The organism is Haliea sp. (assembly GCF_041395985.1).
Lineage (GTDB): Bacteria > Pseudomonadota > Gammaproteobacteria > Pseudomonadales > Halieaceae > Haliea.
Genome location: NZ_JAWKZJ010000006.1, coordinates 167,703 through 191,398 on the forward strand (window position 1 = coordinate 167,703; position 23,696 = coordinate 191,398).

Here is a 23,696-nt window from a genome sequence, read left to right on the forward strand (position 1 = left end):
CTGTTCTCTAATAAAGAGAATAACGACAACAGCAACACACCAGGGAAGCCTCATGACTGACGTACCGAGTTATACCGCCAATCAACGCCTGCTGGATCCCCGCCGGCTCGGCACCACTACCATGCTCAGCAGCACATCGAAGTATCTCAATCACCCGCGACTGCGTCACTGGGTGGCCGTGGAATCGCTGCGTCGCAATGGTCCGGATATGGACCATTACGGTGGCCCGCTGGAGATCATCGATATCTTCCGTGAACTGGATGATGTCGATGAAATCAACCGGTTGTTTGCCGAGGCACGGGCCCGTGACAGCGAACTCGATGCGTGGTTTGAAGCCCGCTTTCTGGTGCCCCACGACCTGCAGGCCCTGGCTGAACTGCCGGAGGGTACGCTGGGTCGGGAATACCAGAAAATGCTCGCTGAACAGGGTTTGCAGGCCGATTTCCTGCCCTTTGAAAGCACCGCCACAGATTACGATTACTTCCATCGCCGGCACAGCCAGACCCATGATATCGAGCACCTGGTGGTGGGCTATCGCTATGACCCGCTGGGCGAGTTCGCGCTGATTGCTGCGCGCACCACAAACCTGCTCAAAACATTTGGCCAGGAACTCGGTGAACATATTTCGGTGGTTTCCACCCTGCTGGTCGCTACCGGTATGTCGCGCTTCGGCTGCCATTATCCGCACTTGCTGCCCCCGCTGTACAAGGCCCTGGGGGAGGGCAATCGCATCGGTGAGCAATTGAACACGCCGCTTTTCATGCCACGTTATGAAGATATGTTTGAGTGGACAGTGGAAGAAGTGCGCGAACACCTGGGCGTGGTACACAGTCCGGATTTCGAGGACACCATGTGGTCGCTGGGGGAGTACTTCGACGCGGCCTGAGCCGCTGTCCCGGAGCGGTTGTTGCGCGGCGAAGACGGGGCGCTTTTGTCAGGGCATGTCCATATGTAATAATTCCGCTGCCCTCCCATAAGCGATAATAATTATGATGCGTTCCGTTCTACGTTTTCCGTTCGTCTTTTTTCTGTTTCTGTTTCTGTTTCCCGCACACGCCGCCATGGCGGCAGACACCAGCGGTGCCAATACCGCCTGGATGCTTACCGCCACGGCGCTGGTGCTGTTTATGACATTGCCGGGTCTGTCACTGTTCTATGGTGGACTGGTGCGGGTGCGCAACGTGCTCTCCGTGTTGATGCAGTGCTTTGCGCTGACGGCACTGATGTCACTGCTCTGGTTTGTCGCCGGGTATTCCCTGGCGTTCGGCTCTTCCGGGGTCGAGCAGGGTCCGTGGATCGGTGACCTGGGTAACCTCTTTCTCGCCGGGATCGCCATGGATGGCAATGCCGGCGACATTCCCGAATCGCTGTTTGTCATGTTCCAGATGACCTTTGCGGTGATTACACCGGCGCTGATCGTCGGTGCTTTCGCCGAGCGTATCCGGTTTTCCGCCATGCTGTTGTTCAGTGCCGCATGGATGTTGCTGGTGTATGCGCCGGTGTGCCACTGGGTCTGGGGTGGCGGTTGGCTCGGGGCCATGGGGCTGCAGGATTTTGCCGGTGGCACCGTGGTGCACATCACCGCCGCCGTAGCGGCCCTGGTCGCTGCGCTGATGCTTGGTCCGCGTCGCGGTTTCGGCAGCGTTGCCATGCCGCCACACAACCTGACCATGACGGTGACCGGTGCGGGTATGCTCTGGGTGGGCTGGTTTGGCTTCAATGCCGGCTCCGCAGTGGCTGCAGACAACAGCGCTGCGATGGCGATGCTGGTGACGCACCTGTCGGCCGCCTGTGGGTCTCTGGCCTGGATGACGATGGAATGGATCCGTCACGGCAAGCCGTCAGTGCTGGGCATCGTAACGGGGATGGTTGCCGGCCTCGGTACGATCACCCCGGCGTCCGGCTCGGTCGGTCCCGCAGCGGCCGTGGTTATCGGCCTTACCGCTGGCGTTGTGTGTTACTACGCCACAATTACGCTGAAGAACCGGCTGAAAATTGACGATAGCCTCGATGTCTTTCCTGTGCACGGTGTGGGCGGCATTCTCGGTACCCTTCTGGCGGGTGTGTTTTGTTCGCCCAACCTGGGCTTGTTCAGCGGCAATGGATTCTCCGACGGCATCAGCTCAATAGGCGGGCAGCTTGCTGTGCAGGCCACGGGCGTGGTGGCAACCTTTGCCTATACGGCGATCGTGAGCTATCTCCTGTTCAAGCTGGTGGATCGCCTTATCGGCCTCAGGGTTGACGCCGAACAGGAAACGGTCGGCCTCGACCTTGTCCTGCACGATGAACGGGGCTACGACCTGTAGCCCCGCTAGTCTGCACCGGCTGTGAGGTGTTTCACCAGGAAAGCGGTTTCATCGCGGGCGACCGTGCTGAACAGGGGCTCGACATAAACGCCGAAATGTCCGCAGGGGTAGCTGGAGATTTCCGCGTCCGCGGCCAGTGACGCAGCCTCGCGGATGGTCGCGGGGGAGATGAAGGCGTCCTGCTCCGCAATCGTGTAGTGAATGGGGCAGCGAATATCACCCGCCTGCCGGCCGGGTTTGTAGGTCGCCAGTTGGAACACGAAACGGGCTGCAACGCGATTGCGCCAGCCGGAATCGGCGGGCGTGATACTGGCGATTCCGGCAGCCGCTCCGGGCGACGTCATTGCTGCATGGTCATCCGGATCGCCAATAGCCTGGATGTAATGTGGAGATAGACCCAGGGCGCCGTGCAGGCTGTCCCTGAGCGCGGCAAACAGCAGCCTCAGGGTTTTCCCGAGAGGCACTTTCTGCTGCGGTTTTTCTGCCCAGCAAAAGGGAATCTGTGCCACGACGGCGGCAATCCCGTGGTCGCGCGCCGCCACTGCCTGTACGTGCGCCCCGCCAAAGGACGTGCCCCACAATGCGATACGCTGCGGATCGACACCCTGCTGCGCGCGCAGGGTGGCGATCGCGGCGTCCCAGTCCTGCAACTGGTGCTTGACGCTGAGCAACTGCCGCGGCTCACCGGCGCTGGCGCCGAAATGGCGATAGTCAAACAGCAGCACGGCCAGGCCCGCTTCGGCGAAGACTTGGGCGTAGGCATCCAGACGCTGGTCGCGCACGGCGGTAAAGCCGTGCGCCATGACCACACCGGGTACCGGAGTCTGCGTGTCAGGCCGGTATAGCCAGGCAGCGCAATCATCGCTGCCGCTGCGGAATGTCAGGTCGCTGCGCGTAACGCTGTTCACGCGGCGTTGGCCTTCTGCGCAGCGTCGCCGGGTAAGGCTGCCGGGGCGTGTCCACTTCTGCGCCGCTTCAAACCCGCTTCGATTTCCTTGTCGAGGCGCCCCACATAGTGGTCAAAGTGCAGCTGGATCGTGTGCCTGGGGCTGGGATAGTAGTCCCGCAGGTAGAAGGATTCATCGGCCGCAATCATCTCCTCCATCTCCGCTTCCGAGGGCGGGGCGTAGTCGCCATTCAGGTAAGGCACCACCCAGCGTGACTGTTGCTCGGCGAAGTTGACCAGGGTGGGCAGGGACTGCGCCAGGCCCATGTAGATCAGGTTGGGGACGCCAGGTATCAGCATGCGTTTGAACAGACGTGGCGGCTGATTGTCCTCGCTCGCGGTGAATTGCGGCTGGTCGAAGAAGGGAAAACTGATCTTGTATCCGGTGCACCAGACGATGACATCAAAGTCACCGCTGCTGCCATCGGTGAAATACACCGTGTGACCGTCCATGCGCTCGATGCCGGGACGCGCTTTTATATCGCCGGAGCCGGCCCGCTGCAGGAATTCCCCGGACACCGTGCCGTGGGCCTCCCAGGGTTGATACGTGGGCTGGGGCAGGCCGTAGTCGCGGGGATTGCCGATCTGTTGCTTGACGACGCGGCTCATCAACCAGTGCTGGATTTTGCGCGGCACCCAGGCCGGAAGCATGTTCTTGTCCCCGGGCTTGCCATTGATGTACTTGGGGAATACCCACACGCCACGCCGCATGGAGATGTGCAGTGTGCTGGCCATAAAGCGCATCGACAGTTCCGATGCGATGTCCATGGCGGAATTGCCAGACCCCACGACCAGCACCCGTTTGTCCCGCATGTCGATGGGGTCAAAGGGCGTATTGTAGCTGTGCGCGTGAATCTGCTCGCCGGCGAAATCGCCGGGATAGGCAGGCTCCGGCCAGCGCGGGTCCCAGTGATGGCCGTTCGCCACAATGAGCACGTCGTAGCGCCGTGTCTCGCCATCGCTGGTGGTCACAGACCAAAGGCCGTTGTCGTCACGGTGCGCGCGCTCGACGCGGGTATTGAAGGTGATGGTGTCGCGCAATCCGAAGTGGTCGGTGTAGTCGTTGAGGTAGTCGAATATCTCGCTGTGATGCGGATAGTCCGGCCAGTCCTCAGGTACCGGGTATTCCTGCATGCCCATGCGAAATTTTGAGGTGTCAATGTGCAGACTCTGGTAGCAGGCTGACATCCCGTTGGGATTTCGGTAGTACCAGTTGCCGCCGATATTATCCGAGGCCTCGAAGCAGTCGTAGGCGATGCCGCCTTCTTTCAAGCGCTTGATCGTGGTCAGTCCGCTGGGGCCGGCACCGATCACGCAGCACAGGGGGCCACGGTTGTTGGCCGGTCGAAATCCGTTGTTCATCTTACTTGCTCCGTCCAGATGGCGAGTTGCCTGGGTTATCGGGTTGGCAGCCGGCGAGCAGGTGCTCCAGCGCCGTGTTGAAATCGCCCAGCACCGCGGGCTGCGGATTGTCTGCGAGAGCCCGCTGCAGTAGCGGCAGGGCGCCCTCCGGCTGGCTGTGCACAAAGCGACTGAGCACCGCTTCATGTCCACCGTCGCCGGCCACTGCCTTCAGGTAGTTGCCGGTGACGGCCGCTCCCAACACCAGTTGATTCACCGCGTAGTACAGCTCCAGCGCCCTGCCGGGGGTGAAGCCGCGGCTGCCAAGCAGCGCAATCAGCTGTTCCAGGTACTGTGCTTCCACATCACCGAACACGCCCCCCTGCATGATCTGGCTGACCAGCTCCGGCCAGTCGAGCGCGGTCTGGCAAGTGCTGCGGGCGTGTTCGCGCAGGATGTCCTGCCAGGACTGGCCGTGGTCGACAATGGGTTGCAGCTGGCCCTTGCGCTCGGCGACCAGGCGCAGCAGGTGCTCCCGCCCCTCCACATAGCCATACAGCGTCGCGACACCCACCTTGAGGCGGCTGGCGATACTGGCCATGTCGAGGTTGCCCGCAGGCAGGTCACAGGCCGTGTCGACAATGGCATCCAGGGTCAGACGGCGCGGTCTGCCGCGGCGGCCTGGGGTCGGTTTTCGGAGTGACGGCGTCATGCCGCCAATAATATCGAATTATATTCGGAAAAGAAATCGGTTCGGGTTTCGAGCGGTGCGCCTGCCAATGGCTTTGCAGGCACCGGACTGGAGGCGAACGCACAGGCAGTTCATAATGCGCCGCTCACGGTCATGCAACGAGTGGATCTATGGGAAGCGGCGGCAAGCTGGATGCCCGTTTCGAGCAAGCGCTCGCAGTACATCAGGCAGGCGATTTGCAGGAGGCGCAGAAGCGCTACCGGCAGATTCTGCGCAAGCACCCGCGTCACGCCCATGCCCTGCATCTGCTTGGCCTGATCGACTTCCAGTGCGGGCGCGCCGAGGATGCGGTGCGCCAGATAGACCGGGCCATTGCGCTGAGTCCCGGCAATCCCGCGTTTTACTCCAATCGCGCCAATGCACTGCAGCACCTCGGGCAGTGGGAGGGGGCCGTGGCGGGCTACGACGCCGCGCTCAGGCTCAAGCCTGACTTTGCGGAGGCCGTGTTCAACCGTGCCAGCGCGCTGCAGAAGCTGGGGCGTTACCGCGAGGCGCTCGCCGGATTTGAGCGCGCCGCGCGCCTGGCGCCCCGCGATGCGGATATTCGGGTGGGGCAGGCCGCGGCGCTGCGCGCGCTGGGCCGCGGTGAGGAGGCGCTGGCGGCACTGGAACAGGCCCTGCTGCTGAACCCGGCTTCCGCCAGCGCCTGGTGTCATCGCGGCAATGTACAGCATGACCTGGGGGACACCGCAGCAGCGGAGTCCAGTTACAGTCGGGCGCTGGCATTTCAGCCCGGCCTGGCGCTGGCGCACGCCAACCGTGGCCACCTGCATCAGGAAAATGGCGAGTTCTCCGCGGCCATTGCAGACTACCGCCAGGCGCTGGCCGCCAGCACTGCGGCTGCTGAATTTGCCTACCTGCGCGGCGCCGTGCTCCACGCCCGCCTGAGCCTGTGTGACTGGGAGGGTATTGACGCCGAAATCAGTGAGCTGTTGGAGGACGTGCAGCGCGGCGTGCTGTGCAGCGCCCCGTTCCCGCTGCTGACGCTGACCGATGATCCAGCGCTGCAGTCCCAACTTGCCCGCCAGTGGTGCGCGCAGCGCGTTCGCCAACGACCGCAGCCCGAGTATGCGCTGCCCCCGGCCCCGGGCGAGCGTATTCGACTGGGTTATTTCTCTGCCGATTTTCACGCGCATGCGACGGCCTACCTGATTGCCGAGCTCTTCGAGCTGCATGACCGCGAGCGTTTTGAGCTGATAGCGTTTTCCTACGGACCGCCGGTGCAGGACGCGATGCGCACCCGGCTCGAAGCCGCATTCGATCAGTTTCTGGATGTGCGCGAGCTGGGTGACGAGGCTGTGGCACAGCGATCCCGCGAGCTGGGCATTGATGTGGCGGTTGACCTGAAAGGCTACACGCGGGACCAGCGCATGGATATTTTTGCCTGGGGTGCCGCCCCGATACAGGTCAGTTACCTGGGCTACCCTGGCACGCTGGGCTGTCCCCACATCGACTACCTGATCGCAGATCGAGTGCTGATTCCCGCAGAGCAGCGCGCGCATTACCCCGAGCACATCGTGTTCATGCCCGGCAGTTACCAGTGCAATGACAGTCAGCGACCGATCCCGCAGCAGGCGCCGGCGCGGGCGACGCTGGGACTGCCGGAAGACGCGCTGGTGTTTGCCGCTTTCAACACAGTGTTCAAGCTGACGCCGGAGGTTTTCCACGCCTGGGTGGAGATTCTCCAGGCGGTGCCGAATAGCGTGCTCTGGCTGCTGGAGGGGCGCCCCGACGCCATGGCGAACCTGCGTCGCGAAGCCGCGCGAGCCGGGCTGGACCCGCAGCGTCTGGTGTTTGCGCCGCGTGTGCCCCTGGCGGAACACCTGGCCCGGCACGGTTGCGCCGATCTGTTTCTCGACACGTTTCCCTGCAACGCGCACACCACCGCCAGTGACGCGCTCTGGGCGGGGCTGCCGGTCCTGACCCTCGCTGGACGGGGATTTGCCAGCCGGGTTGCAGCCAGTCTGCTGCATGCAGTGGAGTTGCCCGAGCTGGTGACACACAACCTTGCCGACTACGTGCAGACCGCCATCGCGCTGGCCTGCGATCCGCGGCGCCGCGCACACCTGCGCGCGCAGCTTGCAGCAGCGCGTACCAGCTCCCCCCTGTTTGATGCGCAGGGTTTTGCCCGGCAGCTGGAACAGGCTTACAGGACCATGGTGGATTTCCGGCGCCGCGGTGTTGCACAGCAGGATATTCACCTTGAGCCGTAAGACATCGAAAGGAACCCTGCCACCGGCACTCCAGGCACGCTATCGCGAGGCGGTTGCCCTGCACCAAGGTGGACAGCCGGCTCGCGCCAGCGCGCTCTACGCCGAGGTGCTGGCGGTGCGACCGCGGCATTTCGACAGTCTTCACCTCCGCGGGGTGGCGGCGCTGCAACTGGGGGATACCGAGCGAGGCATACAGTGGCTGCAGGCGGCGATCAAAATCGACGGCGGCGTGGCCCCGGCGCATTTCAATCTCGGTAATGCGCTGCTTGCTGCGGGCCAGCTGGAGCCGGCTCTTGCCTGTTTCGATCGGGCAGTGGCGCTGAAGCCCGATTATGCGCAGGCCTGGAGCAACCGCGGCAATGCGCTGCTGGACCTGCGCCGGGTAGCGGCGGCACTGGACAGTTACGACCGCGCCCTCGCCTGCAAGGCCGACTATGCGGATGCCTGGTACAACCGGGGTAACGCCCTGCTGGATCTCGGCCGCCCGGCGGATGCCCTGGCGAGCTTTGACCGGGCGCTCGCCCTGGATACCCGCCACAGCCAGGCCTGGTGTAACCGCGGCAAGGCGCTTGCCGACCTGCAGGCGCTGGTGCCTGCGGCAGAGAGCTACCAGCGGGCCCTTGAGCTGCGCCCCGGATACCCCTTCCTGTTCGGCACCTGGCTGCACACGCGCATGAAAGTCTGCGACTGGTCCGGTCTGGCGGCCGATACTGCACGCCTGCAGCAGGGCATTGCGGCGGGTGAGGCGATATCACCACCGTTTCCGGTGCTGGCCCTGCTGGATTCGCCGATGCTGCAGCGGCAGGCCGCGGCCCGCTATGCGCAGGCGCGCTATCCACGCGTCTCAGTCCTGGGTGCGTTCCCGGCTGCCGCTGCGGGTGAACCGATCAAAGTGGCTTACTACTCGGCTGATTTCCGCGAGCATGCGACAACACACCTGCTGCTGGAGACGCTGGAGTCCCACAGTGGAGCGCACGTTCAGTGTTATGGCTTCGGATTTGGTCCCGTGGCGGAGGACGCCGCCAGCGCCCGACTTGCCGCCGCGTTCCACCGGTTTATCGATGTCAATACCATGACGGACCAGCAGGTGGCCGCACTGTCGCGTGAACTGGGTATCGATATTGCCGTTGATCTGAAAGGCTACACGCGCGACTCGCGCCCGGGCCTGTTCGCTGCCGGCTGTGCCCCGGTGCAGGTGAGCTACCTCGGCTATCCGGGCACCATGGCCACGGATTATCACGACTATCTGATCGCCGACGAGATAGTCGTTCCCCCTTCACAACGCGGGCACTACAGTGAACAGCTGGTCTACCTGCCGGGCTGTTACCAGGCCAACGACTCGCGTCGCCCACTCGCGGTCGAGCCCGTGAGTCGCGCTGCGCTGGGCCTGCCGGAGCGGGCTTTCGTGTTCTGCTGCTTCAATAACAGCTACAAAATCCTGCCTGAAACCTTCGCCTGCTGGATGCGGCTGCTGCAGTCTGTGGAGGGCAGTGTGCTCTGGCTGCTGGAGGACAGCAAAGAGGCCTCGATGCGGCTACGCGAGGCGGCACTGGGTCACGGTGTAGAACCGCAGCGCCTGGTATTCGTCCCGCGTATCGGGGCGGCGGAGCACCTGGCGCGGCACCGCGCAGCGGACCTGTTTCTCGACACCTGGCCCTGTAATGCACACACCACGGCCAGCGACGCGCTGTGGGCGGGTCTGCCGCTGCTGACAGTGATGGGGGAGGCCTTCGCGGGGCGTGTCGCAGCAAGCCTCCTGCACGCGCTGGGTCTGCCCGAGCTGATAGTCACCACGGAGCATGCCTATGAGCAGCGTGCGCGCTCTTTGGCGACGGACCCTGCCGCACTCGCGTCCCTGCGTGAGCGCCTGGCCGAACAGCGGCTCAGCAGCCCGCTGTTCGACGGTCGCGCAATGGCGCGCAACCTCGAGGCTGCTTATGCCGCCATGCACCAACGCCGCTGCGCGGGGCTGCCGCCTGCGGCACTGGCAATAGCGGCTGACGGCGGCGTCCGGCTGCTGGACGCAAAGGATGTCGCAGAATGAGTGAGCACCGCCTCTGGATGGAGCAGGCCCTGGCGCTGGCGGATCGCGCCGCAGCCCAGGGCGAAGTGCCTGTGGGTGCGCTGGTGGTGCGCGACGGGCAGCTGCTGGGACAGGGCTGGAACCGTGTGATCAGCGATGCGGACCCGACCGCCCACGCGGAAATCGTGGCCTTGCGCGACGCGGCCCGCGCGCAGGGCAATTACCGGTTGCCGGGTGCAACGCTGTACGTCACCCTGGAGCCCTGCAGTATGTGTGCGGGCGCACTGGTACATGCGCGCATCGCCCTGCTGGTCTTTGCGGCGCGCGAGCCGCGCGCCGGCGTCGTCTGCAGTCAGTGTGCGCTACTGGAATCACCCTGGTACAACCACAAGGTGCGCTGGGAGGAAGGGGTGTTGGCCGAGGCGTCCAGTGAGCGTTTGCAGGCGTTTTTTCGCGCCCGACGCTCATAGCGCGAAGAAGCGTTCCCCTTGCAGTGCGGCCGGGAGGAACTGCATCGGGTTCAGGGGTTGGCCCGGCTGATTGGCGGACATATCCTTCCACTGCAGGATGCTGTAGTAGTGACGGATGTTCTGGACGAAATTCGCCGCCTCTTTGCCCCGCGCATAGCCGTAGCGCGTATTGCGGTAGTGTTCTCTTTTCTGCAGTAGAGGCAGCGTTTCCATCACGTCGCTCCACAGATGGGGGTCGCCGCCGCGTTGCTCGGTCAGCACCCTGGCATCTTCGAGGTGTGCCAGCCCGATGTTATACGCAGCCAGCGCGAGCCAGGTCCGGTCCGGCTCGTCGATGTCCGCTGGCAGGCGCCTGCGTATATTCTTCAGGTAGCGGGCTCCCCCGCGCAGGCTCTGTAGGGGGTCCAGCCGATCCTTGACGCCCATTTCCCGCGCCGTGGGGCCAGTGAGCATCATCATGCCGCGCACACCGGTGGGGGAGGTGGCCTCCGGGTCCCAGTGGGATTCCTGGTAGGCGATGGCGGCCAGCAGGTGCCAGTCCAGCTTGTACTCTTCCGCGACCTGGCGAATGAGCTTGCTGTAGGCGGGCAGTTTGCTGCGGATATTGCGGGCAAAGACGTGCGACCCCACGCGCGACAGCACAGTGTTGTGCCCGAAGTGCTGTTCCCGCAGCTGTTCCAGACGCCCGTCCTCCTGCAGCGCGGTGAGGAATGCATCGGCGCGCTCAATCAGTGCGGTGTACTCGTCCCCTGGGGGGAAATACCACACCATATCCTGCTCACTGCCCAGGTTGAAGGCGACGTCGAGGCGGGAATACAGGCTCTGTTGCATGCGGAACTCATTTGAATCGATGACTGCGATGTCTGCGTCGCCGCTGTCTACCCGCTCCAGCAATTCCATCGTGTCGGCGCCGCGCACGGCCTCCCAGCTCAGCTCCGGCCAGGCGGCGGACTTGAGTTCCTGCAGTGTCTGTTCGTGGCTGCTTCCCGCCAGCACCACCAGGTGCAGGCCTTGAATGTCGTCCAGTCCCGAGGGCTTGCGCCGGCCCGTGCGGTAGATGACGCGGGGCACCAGGCTGGCATAGGGGGTCGAGTGGTTGAACGTCGCGCTGCGCGCTTCCGTGAGGCTCAGGCCCGCCGCCGCGAAGTGCGCCTCCCGGCGTTGCAGGCGGCGAAAAATACCGCCCAGGCTATAGGCAGTATCCATCTGCAGGCTCACGCCCAGTTCCTCCGCGAACAACTGGGCCAGATCGTGCTCGAAGCCTGCGGCGCCGTTCTTGTCGAGGTAAAACGTAGTGGGGCTGTTCCGGCTGACGACCACCAGTTCGCCATCCGCGAGCACCTGCTGTAGCGCATCGTAACGCGAGCAGCCGGAAAGCAGGACGGCGGTGGCGAAGGCGAGCAGCCACAGTGATTTTTGCAAGGTCATGTGCGGATTCTAGCGCCCTGCGGGGTGGCCGAACAGCGTTGGCAAGCTTTACAAACCATGGACATGAACAGGTTCCGTCGGGGTCTCGCGGGTTTATCACTCATTCAGGGTATTTGAACCACGCCACTTCAGGGTAGTCTATGTGAAAGTCGAATAATCCGGAGAAATGCTCATGACGCTGCCCGCTACGCCGTTAACCCATCGCCCGCCGCTGCGTGCCCAGGATATCTACGACCGTGTGCTCGCGCTGGGGGATATGCTGCGCAAGAACGCGCCACTGGCCCGTGAAAGCCGCATGGTGCCGCAGGAGAACATCGACGCCCTGCGGGATGCAGGGTTTTTCCTTGCCTTGCAACCGCGCAAGTGGGGGGGGCACGAGGTGGATCCGCAAGACTTCTTCCGCATGCACCTCGCCATTGCTGAAAACTGCATGTCCACCGCCTGGGCTGCCGGCATTGTCGCCGTGCACGCGTTCCAGATTGCGTTGATGGACGAGCGGGCCCAGACCGATGTCTGGGGCGAGGATGTACACGTGCGCGCCTCATCGGCCTATGCCCCGATGGGCAAGGTGACCGCCGTGGAGGGCGGGTTCCGCTTCAGCGGACGCTGGGGCTGGAGCAGCGGCAGTGATCATTGCACCTGGGCACTGCTTGGCGGCATTGCCCCTGACGGCGGCTTCCGCACCTTCCTGATTCCGCGCAGCGACTATCGCATCGAGGACACCTGGCACGTGATGGGTCTGCAGGGAACTGGCTCCAAGGACATTATTGTCGAGGATGTCTTTGTGCCCGAGTACCGTACGCACAAGGCAGAGGACGGATTCCGTGGCACCAACCCCGGCGTCACCGCCGACAGCGCGCCGCTGTACCGCCTGCCCTGGGCGCAGCTGTTCGTGCGCGTCGTCTCCACGCCCGCAATCGGCGCCGCCCGCGACGCCCTGGACCTCTATCGGCAGATGGTGGTGGGCAAGGCCAGCGGCGACGTGACCAAACTGGCCGGCGATACCGGCACCCAGGAGCGTATTGCCGCGGCTATCACCAGTATCGACGAGATGGAGGCCATTCTGTTCCGGAATTTCGACCGCATGATGGCCCAGGTCAGTGCCGGAGAAGAAGTGCCTGTGCTGGAGCGTATCAAGTACCGCTATCAGGCCTCACTGGTGATCGAGCGCTGCATGGCGGTGATTGACAGCCTGTTCTCCTCGGCTGGCGGCAGCTCCGTCTTCCTCGGCAGTGAGATCCAGCAGCGCTTCCTGGACATCCACACTGCCCGCGCCCACGTGGCAAACAACCCCACTGCATTTGGCAGGAACCTCGGCGCCGTGCTGTTGGGCGCCGAGAGCACAGACTTCTTTGTCTAGGGCGGTCTGTCGCCTGCGCAGGGAGTGAATTTGCCCGCCGATTGGCGGTGACGCCCTGCAACTCTATCCCGTACAATGGCGGGCTTTCAGAAAGCCGCTCCTGGAGCCCGCCCCAGCATGCTGATATTGCGTGGAACATCGGCCCTGTCTCCCTTTCGCCGGGACAAGCTGACCCAGAAACTCGCCGCCATCGACCCCGCCATCCACCTTGAGCACTGCGAGTTTGTGCACTTCGTGCAGACCGCGGGTGAACTCACCGCCGCGCGCCAGGCGCAGCTTGGCCAGTTACTCGGCGATGGCCCCGGGGCTGCGGATCCGGCTCAGGGGACTTTGCTGCTGGTGGTGCCCCGTCCGGGCACTATCTCGCCGTGGTCCAGCAAGGCGACCGACATCGTCCACAACTGCGGCTTTGCCGAGGTACGTCGGGTGGAGCGGGGTGTGGCCTGGTATCTTGCGCTCCCAGCGTCGCTCGCGGCGGAGGCCCGCCGTGCCGTGGCCTCTCTCCTGCACGATCGCATGACCGAAAGCGTACTGTCCACCCTGGAAGCGGCCAGCGCGCTGTTTCGCGAGCAGCCGCCCGCTGCGCTTGCGACGATTGATATCCTGCAGGGCGGCCGGGCCGCGCTGGAGGCAGCGGATGCCAGCCTCGGCCTCGCCCTCGCGGATGACGAAATCGATTATCTGGTGCAGGCGTTTACCGGGCTGGGTCGCAACCCCAGTGATGTCGAGCTCATGATGTTCGCGCAGGCCAACTCGGAGCACTGTCGTCACAAGATATTCAACGCCAGCTGGACCATCGACGGTGTGGATCAGGAGCGCTCCCTGTTCGGTATGATTCGCAACACCTATGCCTGCGGCGGTGAAGGTGTGCTGTCGGCGTATTCCGATAACGCGGCCGTGGTGACCGGACACCGCGCGGGCCGCTTCTACCCGGATCCGCAAACGGCAGAGTACGGCTTCTCCCAGGAGCCGATTCACCTGTTGATGAAGGTAGAAACGCACAACCACCCCACGGCCATTGCGCCGTTTCCCGGCGCTGGCACCGGTGCCGGCGGTGAGATCCGCGACGAGGGCGCGGTGGGGCGGGGCTCCAAGCCCAAGGTGGGCCTCACCGGCTTTTCCGTGTCCAACCTGCAGATTCCTGGCTACCCGCAGCCCTGGGAATCGGACTACGGCAAGCCGGCGCGCATCGTCTCGGCCCTGGACATCATGCTGGAGGGGCCGATCGGTGGCGCGGCGTTCAACAATGAGTTCGGCCGACCCAATCTCTGCGGCTATTTCCGCAGCTTTGAGCTCGATGTTCCCGGCGTGTCCGGCATGGAACGTCGGGGTTATCACAAACCGATCATGATCGCCGGCGGTTACGGCAACATTCGCGAGGAGCATGTCGAGAAGGGCGCTTTCGCGTCGGGCGCGCACCTCATCGTGTTGGGCGGCCCGGCAATGCTCATCGGCCTGGGTGGCGGCGCGGCCTCCTCCATGGCCAGCGGCGCCAGCGCCGAAGACCTCGATTTCGCCTCGGTGCAGCGCCAGAATCCCGAGATGGAGCGACGCTGTCAGGAGGTGATTGACCGCTGCTGGCAGTTGGGCAGCGACAACCCGATCGCCTTTATCCACGATGTCGGCGCCGGCGGCCTGTCCAACGCGCTGCCCGAACTGGTCAAGGATGGCGGGCGCGGGGGACGTTTTGCCCTGCGCAACGTGCCCAATGACGAACCCGGTATGGCGCCGCTGGAAATCTGGTGCAACGAATCCCAGGAGCGCTATGTGCTCGCCGTAGAACCCGAGCACCTGCAGCGCTTCGAGGCGATCTGCCGGCGAGAGCGCTGCCCCTTTGCGGTGGTCGGCGAGGCGACGGCGGAGCAGCACCTGACCCTTGAGGACAGTCACTTCGGCAATGCGCCGGTGGATCTGCCCATGTCTGTCCTGTTTGGCAAACCGCCAAAAATGCAGCGTGACGTGACCCGTCAGCCGCTGTCGCTGCCCGCGCTGACCCTGGAGATGCCCCTGCTGGAAGCTGTGGAACGCGTGCTGCAGCTGCCGGCGGTGGCCAGCAAACAGTTTCTGATTACCATCGGTGACCGCACCGTGACCGGCATGGTCGCGCGCGACCAGATGGTCGGCCCCTGGCAGGTGCCGGTGGCGGACTGCGCGGTGACCACCGTGTCCTATGACAGCGTGGCCGGTGAAGCCATGGCCATGGGTGAACGCAGCCCGCTGGCACTGGTGGATGGCCCGGCCTCCGGGCGCATGGCCATTGCGGAAGCGGTCACCAACCTCTGTGCCGCTCCGGTGGCCGCGCTGGCGGATATTCGCCTGTCCGCCAACTGGATGTGCGCGGCGGGTCACGGCCGCGAAGACGAAGTGCTGTTTGACACGGTGCGCGCGGTGGGAATGGAGTTGTGCCCGGCACTTGGGATTACCATTCCGGTCGGCAAGGATTCCATGTCCATGCGCACCACCTGGCAGGCGGAGGGCGAGCAGCGCGCCGTCACCGCGCCGGTATCCCTGGTGGTGTCCGCGTTCGCACCGGTGAGCGATGTGCGCCTGGCGGTCACCCCCGTGCTGTCGACCGCTGCCGACGCGGAGCTCTGGCTGCTGGACCTGGGCCGCGGCGCCGGTCGCCTGGGCGGTTCGGCGCTGGCACAGGTGTATGGGCAGGTGGGGCATAACGTCCCGGATCTCGACCGGCCGGCGGATCTGGCGTCGTTCTTTACGCTGGTGCAGGCGTTCCTGCAAAGCGGCAGGCTGCTGGCCTATCACGATCGCTCGGATGGTGGCCTGCTCACCACGCTGCTGGAAATGGCCTTTGCCGGCCGTTGCGGCCTGGAAATCGATCTCGCATTCCTCGCCGGCAGCCCGCTGCAACAATTGTTCGCCGAGGAAGTGGGTGCGGTGTTGCAGGTTGCCGCCGCTGATGCACCTGCCCTGCGCGAGCGCGCAGCGGCGCTGGGCCTTGCGGATTGCCTGTGTCCGCTGGGCCGCGCAGTGCCCGGTGAGCGGGTGGTGATTCGCTCCGCTGGCGATGTTGTGCTGGACGACCAGCGCAGCCGTTTGCAGGCGCTGTGGGCGCGCACCAGCTTTGAACTCGCCCGTCTGCGCGACAACCCGGAGTGCGCTGAGGAAGAGTACCAGCGCGTCACTCTGCCGGATCCCGGCCTGTCGGCTCATGCCACCTTCGACCCCGCCGAGGACATTGTGGCGCCCTATATCAACCGCGGTGTGCGACCGCGGGTGGCAATCCTGCGTGAACAGGGCGTTAACGGGCATGTCGAAATGGCCGCCGCCTTTCACCGCGCGGGCTTTACTCCCGTGGATGTGCACATGAGCGATCTGCTCAGCGGTGCCCGCGAACTCGCCGGGTTCAAGGGGCTCGCGGCCTGTGGCGGTTTCTCCTACGGTGACGTGCTCGGTGCGGGTGCCGGGTGGGCCAAAAGCATTCTGTTCAACACCGCCCTGCGCGACCAGTTCGCGAACTTTTTCGCCCGCGAGGACAGCTTCACCCTCGGTGTCTGCAATGGCTGCCAGATGGTGTCAACGCTGGCCGAGTTGATTCCGGGTGCGGCGCATTGGCCGCGCTTCGTGCGCAACCGGTCGGAACAGTTTGAGGCGCGCCTGGCGTTGGTGCGGGTAGAAGAGAGCCCGTCGGTGCTGCTCGCGGGCATGGCCGGCTCGCACCTGCCGATTGCGGTTGCACACGGTGAGGGGCGGGCGCAGTTCGGGCAGGCGGAGGGCGCTGCACAGTGTGAGGCGGAGGGCACGATTGCCCTGCGCTACCTGGAGAATGACCTCTCGGTGGCACAGCGCTACCCCGCCAACCCCAACGGGTCCCCCTTGGGCATCGCGGGTCTGTCGAGCCTGGACGGGCGCGCGACCATCATGATGCCGCACCCGGAGCGGGTGTACCGCAGTGTGCAGCATTCCTGGGCGCCGGCTGACTGGGGTGAGGATGCGCCCTGGTTGCGGCTGTTCCGCAATGCCCGTCACTGGGTCGGCTGACGTCGCCCCTTGTGACCCCCCCTTGATTCCTTATAATGACCGACTTTCCATTCCCGGCGACGTGCCCTCTGCGGCGCCGCCGCCGAGGCCCGGTAGCCTGTTAGAGCCTGATTATGTTGAATAAGTATCCATTGTGGAAATACCTGTTGGTGCTCGCGGTGTTGGCGACGGGTTTGTTTTACGCCGCCCCCAACCTGTACGCCCCTGACCCCGCGCTGCAGATCACCGGTGAAAGCAGCGCCCAGATTATTGACGAGCGCACCCTCAGCCGCGCCACCAGTGCGCTGGAGGAGGCCGGCATTGAGCACTTTGGTGAGGTGATCGACCCTGGTGGTCGCAATGCACTGGTGCGGCTGCGCGACGCGGAGCAGCAACTTGTTGCGCAGGCCAGAGTGCAACGCGCCCTGGGAGATGGCTTTATTGTCGCCCTGAACCTGGCGCCCACTACCCCCGCGTGGCTCAGTGACCTGGGTGGGCAGCCCATGAAGCTGGGCCTGGACCTGAGCGGCGGCGTGCATTTCAAGTTGGAGGTGGATGTCGATGCTGCCATGGAGCGCCGTCAGGAGTTTTACGAGACGGCCATTCGTCGCGCCCTGCGTGATGAGCGGATTCGGGGCATCGTCGGCCGCGAGGGGGATCTATCGGTCACGGCGCGCCTGCGCAGCGAGGCGGACCGCGAAGCGGCCCGCTCGCTGATTGCCGACAACCACCCCGAGCTGACGCTGGAGCGCGGTGGAGACGGTGACAACTGGACCATTACTGCCTCCATGACCGAGCAGATGCGCACGGAAATCGCCAATTATGCGGTGTCACAGAACCTGACAACGCTGCGTAACCGGGTCAACGAGCTGGGTGTGTCGGAGCCGCTGGTGCAGCGCCAGGGCCAGAGCCGTATCGTGGTGGAGCTGCCCGGTATCCAGGACACCGCCGAAGCGAAGCGGATTCTGGGCACGGTGGCGAACCTCGAATTCCGCCTGGTGGCGAACCTGGATGCGCCGGAGTCGGAAAAGCAGCGCTTCGAGTACCGCAGCGAAGACCGCGCCGGCTCCTTTGAGTGGCTGGAGCGCGACATCATCATTACCGGTGAGCGCGTGGCGAACGCCCAGGCCAGTTTCGACGAGAACGGCCGCCCCAACGTACAGATAAGCCTGGACGGGGAGGGCGGCACCCTCATGTCGCGGGCGACGCGCAATAACGTCAAGCGGCGCATGGGCGTCCTGTTCATCGAGCGCAAATTCCGTACCCGCTACGAGCTGCAGGAGGACGGCAGCGAGAAAGCGATCCAGATTCCCTACGACGAACGCAAACTGTTGACCGCGCCGGTCATCCAGTCGGCACTGGGTGCCCAGTTCCAGATCACCGGTCTGGACAGTCCGCTGGAGGCCTCTGAGCTGGCGCTGATGCTGCGCGCCGGTGCACTGGCGGCGCCCATTTCCTTTGTGGAAGAGCGCACCGTCGGGCCGTCACTGGGGGCAGAGAATATTCGCCTCGGGGTGAAGTCCGTGCAGTTCGGTCTCGCGCTGGTCGTGCTGTTCATGATCCTCTATTACCGCGTCTTCGGCGTGATTGCGGTCGTGGCGCTGGCGGCAAACCTGGTGTTGCTGATCGCCTTCATGTCGCTGATTGGCGCGACGCTGACACTGCCGGGTATTGCGGGCATCGTGCTCACTGTCGGTATGGCGGTGGACGCCAACGTGTTGATTTTCTCCCGCATTCGTGAGGAATTGCGCGATGGGCGAAGTCCCCAGATGGCAATCCATTCGGGCTACGACGCCGCGCTGTCGACCATTCTCGACGCCAACATCACCACCCTGATTGTCGCGGTGATTCTCTACGCCGTGGGTACCGGGCCGGTGAAAGGCTTCGCGGTCACGCTGTCGGTGGGTATTGTCACATCGATGTTTACGGCCATTGTCGGTACGCGGGCGCTGGTGAACCTGTACTACGGTGGTCGCAAGGTGAGAACCCTGTCCATCGGGGGAGTGTGAGTATGAAAGTCATCAACTTCATGGGCCAGCGGAAACTGGCGATCGCGCTGTCTGCCGTACTGCTGGTCGCCGCCATAGTCAGCCTGTCGACGCGGCAGTTGAGCTGGGGCCTGGACTTCACCGGCGGTACCCTGGTGGAGGTGCACTACAGTGAATCCGCGGATCTGAAGGCGATCCGGTCGACGCTGGATGCCGGTGGCTACGCCGGGGCCATTGTGGTCAGCTTCGGCACTGACCGTGATGTGCTGATCCGCCTTCCCCAGGGGCATGCCGACACCGAGGGCACCGCCCTGGTGCGTCTGCTGGAGGACTCCTTTGAGGGCACGGTGGAACTGCGGCGCATCGAGTTCGTCGGTCCCCAGGTGGGCGATGAACTGCGCGAGCAGGGCGGGCTGGCCATGCTCATGGCGCTGGGTATGGTGATGCTCTACATCGGCTTTCGCTTCCAGTTCAAGTTTGCCGTGGGTGCTGTTGCAGCGCTGGTGCACGACGTCATTATCACACTCGGGTTTTTCTCCATCATCGGCCTGGAGTTTGACCTCACGGTGCTGGCGGCGTTGCTGGCGGTGATCGGCTACTCGCTGAACGACACCATCGTGGTGTCCGACCGCATTCGGGAGAACTTCCGTAAACTGCGCAAGTCCGACCCGCTGGAAGTCATCAACATATCCCTGTCTGAAACGCTGGGCCGCACCCTGGTTACCTCCTTGACCACGTTGCTGGTGCTGGTCTGCCTGGCGTTGCTGGGCGGTGAGATGATCAAGGGCTTCGCCATCGCCCTGTTGATGGGCGTGGTGATCGGCACCTATTCCTCAATCTACGTTGCGGCCACGGTGCTGGTACTGATGGGCGTCAGCAAGGAAGACCTGATGTTGCCGGTGAAGGAAGGCGCGGAGCAGGACGAACTGGTGCCCTGACCGAAAACAGGCCCGGGCGTCGCGTTCCTTATTTGCCCAGCAGGGGCTTCGTGGCCTGTAGCACGGCCTTGAAGCACTTTGGGTTGCCGCACACGATACTCCCCGATTCCAGGTAGTTATCCGAGGCGTTGATGTCGGCCACCAGGCCGCCGGCTTCACGTACCAGCAGGGCGCCCGCCGCCATGTCCCAGGGCGCCAGCCCGATCTCCCAGAACGCATCCAGACGGCCTGCGGCGACATAGGCCAGATCCAGCGACGCTGCGCCCGCGCGCCGGATGCCGGCACACTGGCCCGCGAGGGTTGCCAGCGTCTTGCTGTAGGCGTCGAGCTGCGCGTCACAGTGATCCTTGAAAGGGATGCCGGTGCCCAGCAATGCACCATCCAGTGACGTGCGTTTGCTGACGCGGATACGGCGCCCATTGAGCTGGGCGCCACGACCGCGTGACGCGGTGAACTCCTCGCGACGCACCGGGTCGAGCACCACGGCGTGTTCCAGTTTGCCGCGGTACAGACAGGCAATGGAGACCGCGTAGTGGGGTATGCCGCGGAGGAAATTGGTCGTGCCGTCCAGCGGGTCGATGACCCAGCGATACTCGGCATTTTCATCGCCGCTCAAGCCGCTTTCTTCCCCCAGAATGGCGTGGTCCGGGTACGCTTTGCGCAGGTGATAGATGATTTCGCGCTCGGCGTTGCGGTCGACGTCTGAGACGAAGTCGTTGACGTTCTTCTCCTGCACGTCGATCCGCTCGAGCTCATCGGAGGCACGGACGATCTGTTCGCCGGCTTTGCGCGCGGCGCGCAGCGCGATTGTGACCATCGGTTCCATAGCGGTGTCCTGGGTGGGCGAGTTTTGGGGCGCGCGATTATAACAGCACATCAGGGCCTGATCCTACCGGCAATCTGCTACACTTCCGCCCTTTTGCAGGCAGCGCGCGTGCGCATGACAGGGCCATGAATCTCGACAATATTCGTATCGTGCTGGTGAATACCTCGCATCCGGGCAATATCGGCGGTGTCGCCCGGGCTATGAAGAACATGGGGCTCTCCAGGCTGGTGCTGGTGGAGCCGCGCCAGTATCCCGATGAGCAGGCCACATGGCGTGCAGCCGGTGCGCTGGATGTGCTGGAAGCGGCCGTGGTCTGCGAGACACTGGATGAAGCCATCGCCGATTGCCAGTTTGTGGTGGGTACCAGCGCGCGAGAACGGCGCATCCCCTGGCCCCTGCTGGACCCGCGGCGCTGCGCCGAGGAAGTGGCCGCCCGTGCCGGCGATGAACAGGTCGCGCTGCTGTTTGGCCGCGAGGACCGTGGCCTGACCAATGAAGAGCTCCAGCGCTGCAACCTGCACCTGCATATCCCATCGGATCCCGCCTACAGTTCGCTGAACCTCGCGATGGCGGTGCAGATTGTCTGCTATGAGCTGCGCATGCTGCATCTCGCTGGCAGCCTGCCAGCGGCCGCTGACGACCAGTGGGACGCGCCCTTCAGCACGGCGGAGAATATGGAGCGCTTTTATGAGCACCTCGAGGAAACACTGGTGGGCATCGGCTTTCTCGACCCCGCGGCACCGCGGCAGTTGATGGTGCGCCTACGGCGGCTGTACGGACGGGTGCGACTGGACGAGATGGAACTGAATATCCTCCGCGGCATCCTCACCGAGACGCAGAAATTCCTACCCGAGCCCGAAAATCCCTCCCTGCGGAAAAGTTGATCAATTTGGTCGGCTATTGCATACTCGGGCTTTATGCCAACGGGTATGGTCATGCGGCTGACAACCAAGGGACGCTATGCAGTGACAGCGATGCTGGATCTGGCCCTGCACGGGCAACACGGGCCGGTGAGCCTCGCGGAGATCTCCGGTCGCCAGGCGATTTCGCTGTCTTACCTGGAACAACTGTTCGCGCGGCTGCGCCGGCGCGAGCTCGTGAGCAGCGTGCGCGGCCCCGGTGGCGGCTATCGCCTGGGGCGTGACAGTGACGCGATCTACGTGGCCCAGATCATCGATGCCGTGGACGAGGCGGTGGACGCTACAGGGTGTGGCGGCAAGGCGGACTGCCAGAAGGGCGAGGTATGCCTGACGCACCACCTCTGGCAGGACCTCAGCGACCAGATCCACGGTTTCCTCAGCCAGATCAGCCTCGCGACGCTGGTGGAGCGCCGGGAGGTGCGCCATATCTCCTCGCGTCAGGATGCCCGCGCGCGCATCAATCCGGAGAGCCTGGTCGCACTGCGGGAGCTGTGATGTCGGCGTCTGCCGGTAGGTAAGCATGCAAGCACCCATCTATTTCGATTATCTGGCCTCGACGCCGGTAGACCCCCGGGTCGCTGAAGCGATGGCCGGCTGTCTGACGCTGGACGGCAATTTCGGCAACCCGGCGTCGCGATCGCACGTCTATGGCTGGCGTGCCGAGCAGGCGGTGGAGGAGGCGCGCCGCGAGCTTGCGGACCTGCTCAACGCCGACCCCAGGGAGCTGGTGTGGACCTCGGGCGCCACCGAGTCAGACAACCTGGCCATCAAGGGCGCGGCCGCACTCGCCACCGGGCGGCGTCACCTGGTGACCTCGCGCATCGAACACAAGGCGGTGATCGATACCTGTGCCTGGCTGGAGCAGCAGGGCTGGGACGTCACCTGGCTGACGCCCGGCGCCGACGGCCTCACCAGCCCCGACAGCGTCGCCGCTGCGCTGCGCCCCGACACCTTCATGGTCAGCATCATGCACGCCAACAATGAGCTGGGCACGGTCAATGATATTGCCGCGATCGGGGCGCGTGTTCGCGCCTGCGGTGCCCTGTTTCATGTGGATGCGGCGCAGAGCGTGGGCAAGATTCCAGTGGACCTGGCGCAGCTGCCGGTCGACCTGCTGTCCATCTCGGCACACAAGTTCTATGGCCCGAAAGGGGTTGGCGCGCTCTATGTCAGGCGTCAGCCACGTGTGCAGATACAGGCCCAGATACACGGGGGTGGGCACGAACGGGGCATGCGCTCGGGTACCCTGGCCACCCACCAGATTGTCGGCATGGGCGAGGCAGCCCGGCTGGCGCGCGAGGAGCTGACGGTGGAGAGCGCGCGCCTGCTGACCCTGCGCGAGCGTCTGTGGCGCGGCCTGTCGGCTATCGGTGGCGTGCAGCTCAACGGGCATCCCGACCAGCGTCTACCCGGTGCCCTGAATGTCAGCATCGAGGGGGTTGAGGGTGAAACCCTCCTGATGGGACTGCGCCAGCTCGCCTTGTCCAGTGGCTCGGCCTGCAACTCCGAGAGTGTCGAGCCGTCGTACGTGCTGCGGGCCATCGGTGTGCCCGAGGCACTGGCCCACAGCACCTTGCGGCTGTGCTGTGGCCGCTTTACCAGCGAGGATGACGTCGACCGCGCCATCACTCACCTGCGGGACGTTATCGGTGGCCTGCGCCAGCGCGTTTAGCGCGTGAAACCCGGGCGTAAAGCCCGTATAATTGCGCGGTTTTAACCTTGGGGCACGCGGCCCCGAATCATTTTCTGGAATCTTTGGAGAAAGTCAGATGGCTGTTGAGCGTACCTTGTCTATTGTGAAGCCCGATGCGGTGGCAAAGAATGTAATTGGGCAGATCTATTCACGGTTCGAATCCGCAGGCCTGCGGGTGGTCGCGGCCAGAATGCTGCGCCTGAGTGAAGACGTTGCCGGAGGCTTCTATGCCGAGCACCGCGAGCGTCCTTTCTTCCCGGCGCTGATCGAGTTCATGACCTCTGGTCCAGTGATGGTACAAGTACTCGAGGGTGAGAATGCCATCGCCCGCAACCGCGAGTTGATGGGTGCCACCAACCCGAAGGACGCCGATCCGGGCACCATCCGGGCGGATTTCGCTGAGTCAATCGATGCCAACGCGGTGCACGGGTCCGACTCGCCAGCATCGGCCGAGCGTGAGATCGCCTATTTCTTCGCCGCCAGCGACCTCTGCGATCGCGGCTGAGGCGAGACAG

18 protein-coding genes are annotated in these 23,696 nt (G+C 64.1%); 13 read left to right on the top strand and 5 right to left on the bottom strand.

The window, feature by feature from the left end; translation table 11 throughout:
• Positions 1-52 precede the first annotated feature (52 nt).
• Together R3E49_RS12545 and R3E49_RS12550 are read left to right on the top strand one after the other, a co-directional pair.
• The gene (locus R3E49_RS12545; protein ID WP_371295371.1) at positions 53-886 is read left to right on the top strand and encodes a Coq4 family protein; all 834 of its coding nucleotides are present in this window, start codon (positions 53-55) and stop codon (positions 884-886) included.
• Positions 887-1,061: 175 nt separating this feature from the next.
• Positions 1,062-2,306 carry an ammonium transporter gene (locus tag R3E49_RS12550; RefSeq protein WP_371295454.1) on the top strand — a complete coding sequence of 415 codons (1,245 nt, stop codon included), beginning with the start codon at positions 1,062-1,064 and terminating at the stop codon, positions 2,304-2,306.
• Positions 2,307-2,311: 5 nt separating this feature from the next.
• On the opposite strand, the gene R3E49_RS12555 is transcribed toward R3E49_RS12550, so the two are convergent.
• From R3E49_RS12555 to R3E49_RS12565, 3 genes are read right to left on the bottom strand one after another with little or no spacing between them, the layout of a single operon-like run.
• Positions 2,312-3,214: an alpha/beta hydrolase gene (locus tag R3E49_RS12555; RefSeq protein WP_371295372.1), complete on the bottom strand. Its 903-nt coding sequence runs from the start codon at positions 3,212-3,214 to the stop codon at positions 2,312-2,314.
• Entirely contained in the window at positions 3,211-4,614 is a 1,404-nt protein-coding gene (locus tag R3E49_RS12560) for a flavin-containing monooxygenase (RefSeq protein ID WP_371295373.1), read from the bottom strand. Before R3E49_RS12560 ends, R3E49_RS12555 begins: the two co-directional genes overlap by 4 nt.
• Position 4,615: 1 nt before the next feature.
• On the bottom strand, positions 4,616-5,305 hold the full coding sequence (locus tag R3E49_RS12565) for a TetR/AcrR family transcriptional regulator C-terminal domain-containing protein (RefSeq protein ID WP_371295374.1): 690 nt from the start codon (positions 5,303-5,305) through the stop codon (positions 4,616-4,618).
• Positions 5,306-5,454: 149 nt separating this feature from the next.
• Here R3E49_RS12565 and R3E49_RS12570 point away from each other — a divergent pair, with 149 nt between their 5' ends.
• The 3 genes from R3E49_RS12570 to tadA are packed head-to-tail and all read left to right on the top strand — an operon-like array spanning position 5,455 to position 10,050.
• Positions 5,455-7,557, top strand: a complete 2,103-nt coding sequence (locus tag R3E49_RS12570) for a tetratricopeptide repeat protein (RefSeq protein ID WP_371295375.1) — start codon at positions 5,455-5,457, stop codon at positions 7,555-7,557.
• Positions 7,547-9,601: a tetratricopeptide repeat protein gene (locus R3E49_RS12575; RefSeq protein ID WP_371295376.1), complete on the top strand. Its 2,055-nt coding sequence runs from the start codon at positions 7,547-7,549 to the stop codon at positions 9,599-9,601. The genes R3E49_RS12570 and R3E49_RS12575 overlap by 11 nt, the downstream gene beginning before the upstream one ends.
• Complete coding sequence (gene tadA / locus R3E49_RS12580; RefSeq protein WP_371295377.1) at positions 9,598-10,050, top strand: tRNA adenosine(34) deaminase TadA; 453 nt, start codon at positions 9,598-9,600, stop codon at positions 10,048-10,050. The genes R3E49_RS12575 and tadA overlap by 4 nt, the downstream gene beginning before the upstream one ends.
• Here tadA and mltF read toward each other — a convergent pair.
• On the bottom strand, positions 10,045-11,478 hold the full coding sequence (gene mltF, locus R3E49_RS12585; RefSeq protein ID WP_371295378.1) for a membrane-bound lytic murein transglycosylase MltF: 1,434 nt from the start codon (positions 11,476-11,478) through the stop codon (positions 10,045-10,047). The genes tadA and mltF overlap by 6 nt on opposite strands.
• A gap of 172 nt (positions 11,479-11,650) precedes the next feature.
• Here mltF and R3E49_RS12590 point away from each other — a divergent pair, with 172 nt between their 5' ends.
• The 4 genes from R3E49_RS12590 (at position 11,651) to secF (ending at position 19,742) form a co-directional block, all read left to right on the top strand.
• Entirely contained in the window at positions 11,651-12,838 is a 1,188-nt protein-coding gene (locus tag R3E49_RS12590) for a flavin-dependent monooxygenase (RefSeq protein WP_290745354.1), read from the top strand.
• Between the two features lie 117 nt (positions 12,839-12,955).
• Entirely contained in the window at positions 12,956-16,837 is a 3,882-nt protein-coding gene (gene purL, locus R3E49_RS12595; RefSeq protein WP_371295379.1) for a phosphoribosylformylglycinamidine synthase, read from the top strand.
• Positions 16,838-16,950: 113 nt separating this feature from the next.
• On the top strand, positions 16,951-18,825 hold the full coding sequence (gene secD / locus R3E49_RS12600) for a protein translocase subunit SecD (protein ID WP_371295380.1): 1,875 nt from the start codon (positions 16,951-16,953) through the stop codon (positions 18,823-18,825).
• A gap of 2 nt (positions 18,826-18,827) precedes the next feature.
• Positions 18,828-19,742, top strand: coding sequence for a protein translocase subunit SecF (gene secF / locus R3E49_RS12605; protein WP_371295381.1), 915 nt, complete (start codon positions 18,828-18,830; stop codon positions 19,740-19,742).
• 28 nt (positions 19,743-19,770) lie between these two features.
• Here secF and R3E49_RS12610 read toward each other — a convergent pair whose 3' ends face one another.
• Positions 19,771-20,568, bottom strand: a complete 798-nt coding sequence (locus tag R3E49_RS12610) for an inositol monophosphatase family protein (RefSeq protein ID WP_371295383.1) — start codon at positions 20,566-20,568, stop codon at positions 19,771-19,773.
• Positions 20,569-20,693: 125 nt separating this feature from the next.
• Here R3E49_RS12610 and trmJ point away from each other — a divergent pair, with 125 nt between their 5' ends.
• The 4 genes from trmJ to ndk all read left to right on the top strand — a co-directional run bounded on the left by trmJ (position 20,694) and on the right by ndk (position 23,686).
• Positions 20,694-21,452, top strand: a complete 759-nt coding sequence (trmJ, locus tag R3E49_RS12615; RefSeq protein ID WP_371295384.1) for a tRNA (cytosine(32)/uridine(32)-2'-O)-methyltransferase TrmJ — start codon at positions 20,694-20,696, stop codon at positions 21,450-21,452.
• A 51-nt stretch (positions 21,453-21,503) separates the two neighbouring features.
• Positions 21,504-21,983, top strand: coding sequence for a Fe-S cluster assembly transcriptional regulator IscR (gene iscR / locus R3E49_RS12620; protein WP_371295385.1), 480 nt, complete (start codon positions 21,504-21,506; stop codon positions 21,981-21,983).
• A 25-nt stretch (positions 21,984-22,008) separates the two neighbouring features.
• Positions 22,009-23,160, top strand: coding sequence for an IscS subfamily cysteine desulfurase (locus tag R3E49_RS12625; RefSeq protein WP_371295386.1), 1,152 nt, complete (start codon positions 22,009-22,011; stop codon positions 23,158-23,160).
• Between the two features lie 97 nt (positions 23,161-23,257).
• The gene (gene ndk, locus R3E49_RS12630; RefSeq protein ID WP_290745379.1) at positions 23,258-23,686 is read left to right on the top strand and encodes a nucleoside-diphosphate kinase; all 429 of its coding nucleotides are present in this window, start codon (positions 23,258-23,260) and stop codon (positions 23,684-23,686) included.
• Positions 23,687-23,696 lie beyond the last annotated feature (10 nt).

Coding starts and splice junctions, on each gene's coding strand:
- purL (WP_371295379.1), top strand. CDS start 12,956: ATGCTGATATTGCGTGGAACATCGGCCCTGTCTCCCTTTCGCCGGGAC.
- secD (WP_371295380.1), top strand. CDS start 16,951: ATGTTGAATAAGTATCCATTGTGGAAATACCTGTTGGTGCTCGCGGTG.
- R3E49_RS12610 (WP_371295383.1), bottom strand. CDS start 20,568: ATGGAACCGATGGTCACAATCGCGCTGCGCGCCGCGCGCAAAGCCGGC.
- R3E49_RS12545 (WP_371295371.1), top strand. CDS start 53: ATGACTGACGTACCGAGTTATACCGCCAATCAACGCCTGCTGGATCCC.
- iscR (WP_371295385.1), top strand. CDS start 21,504: ATGCGGCTGACAACCAAGGGACGCTATGCAGTGACAGCGATGCTGGAT.
- secF (WP_371295381.1), top strand. CDS start 18,828: ATGAAAGTCATCAACTTCATGGGCCAGCGGAAACTGGCGATCGCGCTG.
- R3E49_RS12565 (WP_371295374.1), bottom strand. CDS start 5,305: ATGACGCCGTCACTCCGAAAACCGACCCCAGGCCGCCGCGGCAGACCG.
- R3E49_RS12560 (WP_371295373.1), bottom strand. CDS start 4,614: ATGAACAACGGATTTCGACCGGCCAACAACCGTGGCCCCCTGTGCTGC.
- mltF (WP_371295378.1), bottom strand. CDS start 11,478: ATGACCTTGCAAAAATCACTGTGGCTGCTCGCCTTCGCCACCGCCGTC.
- ndk (WP_290745379.1), top strand. CDS start 23,258: ATGGCTGTTGAGCGTACCTTGTCTATTGTGAAGCCCGATGCGGTGGCA.
- R3E49_RS12625 (WP_371295386.1), top strand. CDS start 22,009: ATGCAAGCACCCATCTATTTCGATTATCTGGCCTCGACGCCGGTAGAC.
- tadA (WP_371295377.1), top strand. CDS start 9,598: ATGAGTGAGCACCGCCTCTGGATGGAGCAGGCCCTGGCGCTGGCGGAT.
- R3E49_RS12550 (WP_371295454.1), top strand. CDS start 1,062: ATGGCGGCAGACACCAGCGGTGCCAATACCGCCTGGATGCTTACCGCC.
- R3E49_RS12570 (WP_371295375.1), top strand. CDS start 5,455: ATGGGAAGCGGCGGCAAGCTGGATGCCCGTTTCGAGCAAGCGCTCGCA.
- trmJ (WP_371295384.1), top strand. CDS start 20,694: ATGAATCTCGACAATATTCGTATCGTGCTGGTGAATACCTCGCATCCG.
- R3E49_RS12590 (WP_290745354.1), top strand. CDS start 11,651: ATGACGCTGCCCGCTACGCCGTTAACCCATCGCCCGCCGCTGCGTGCC.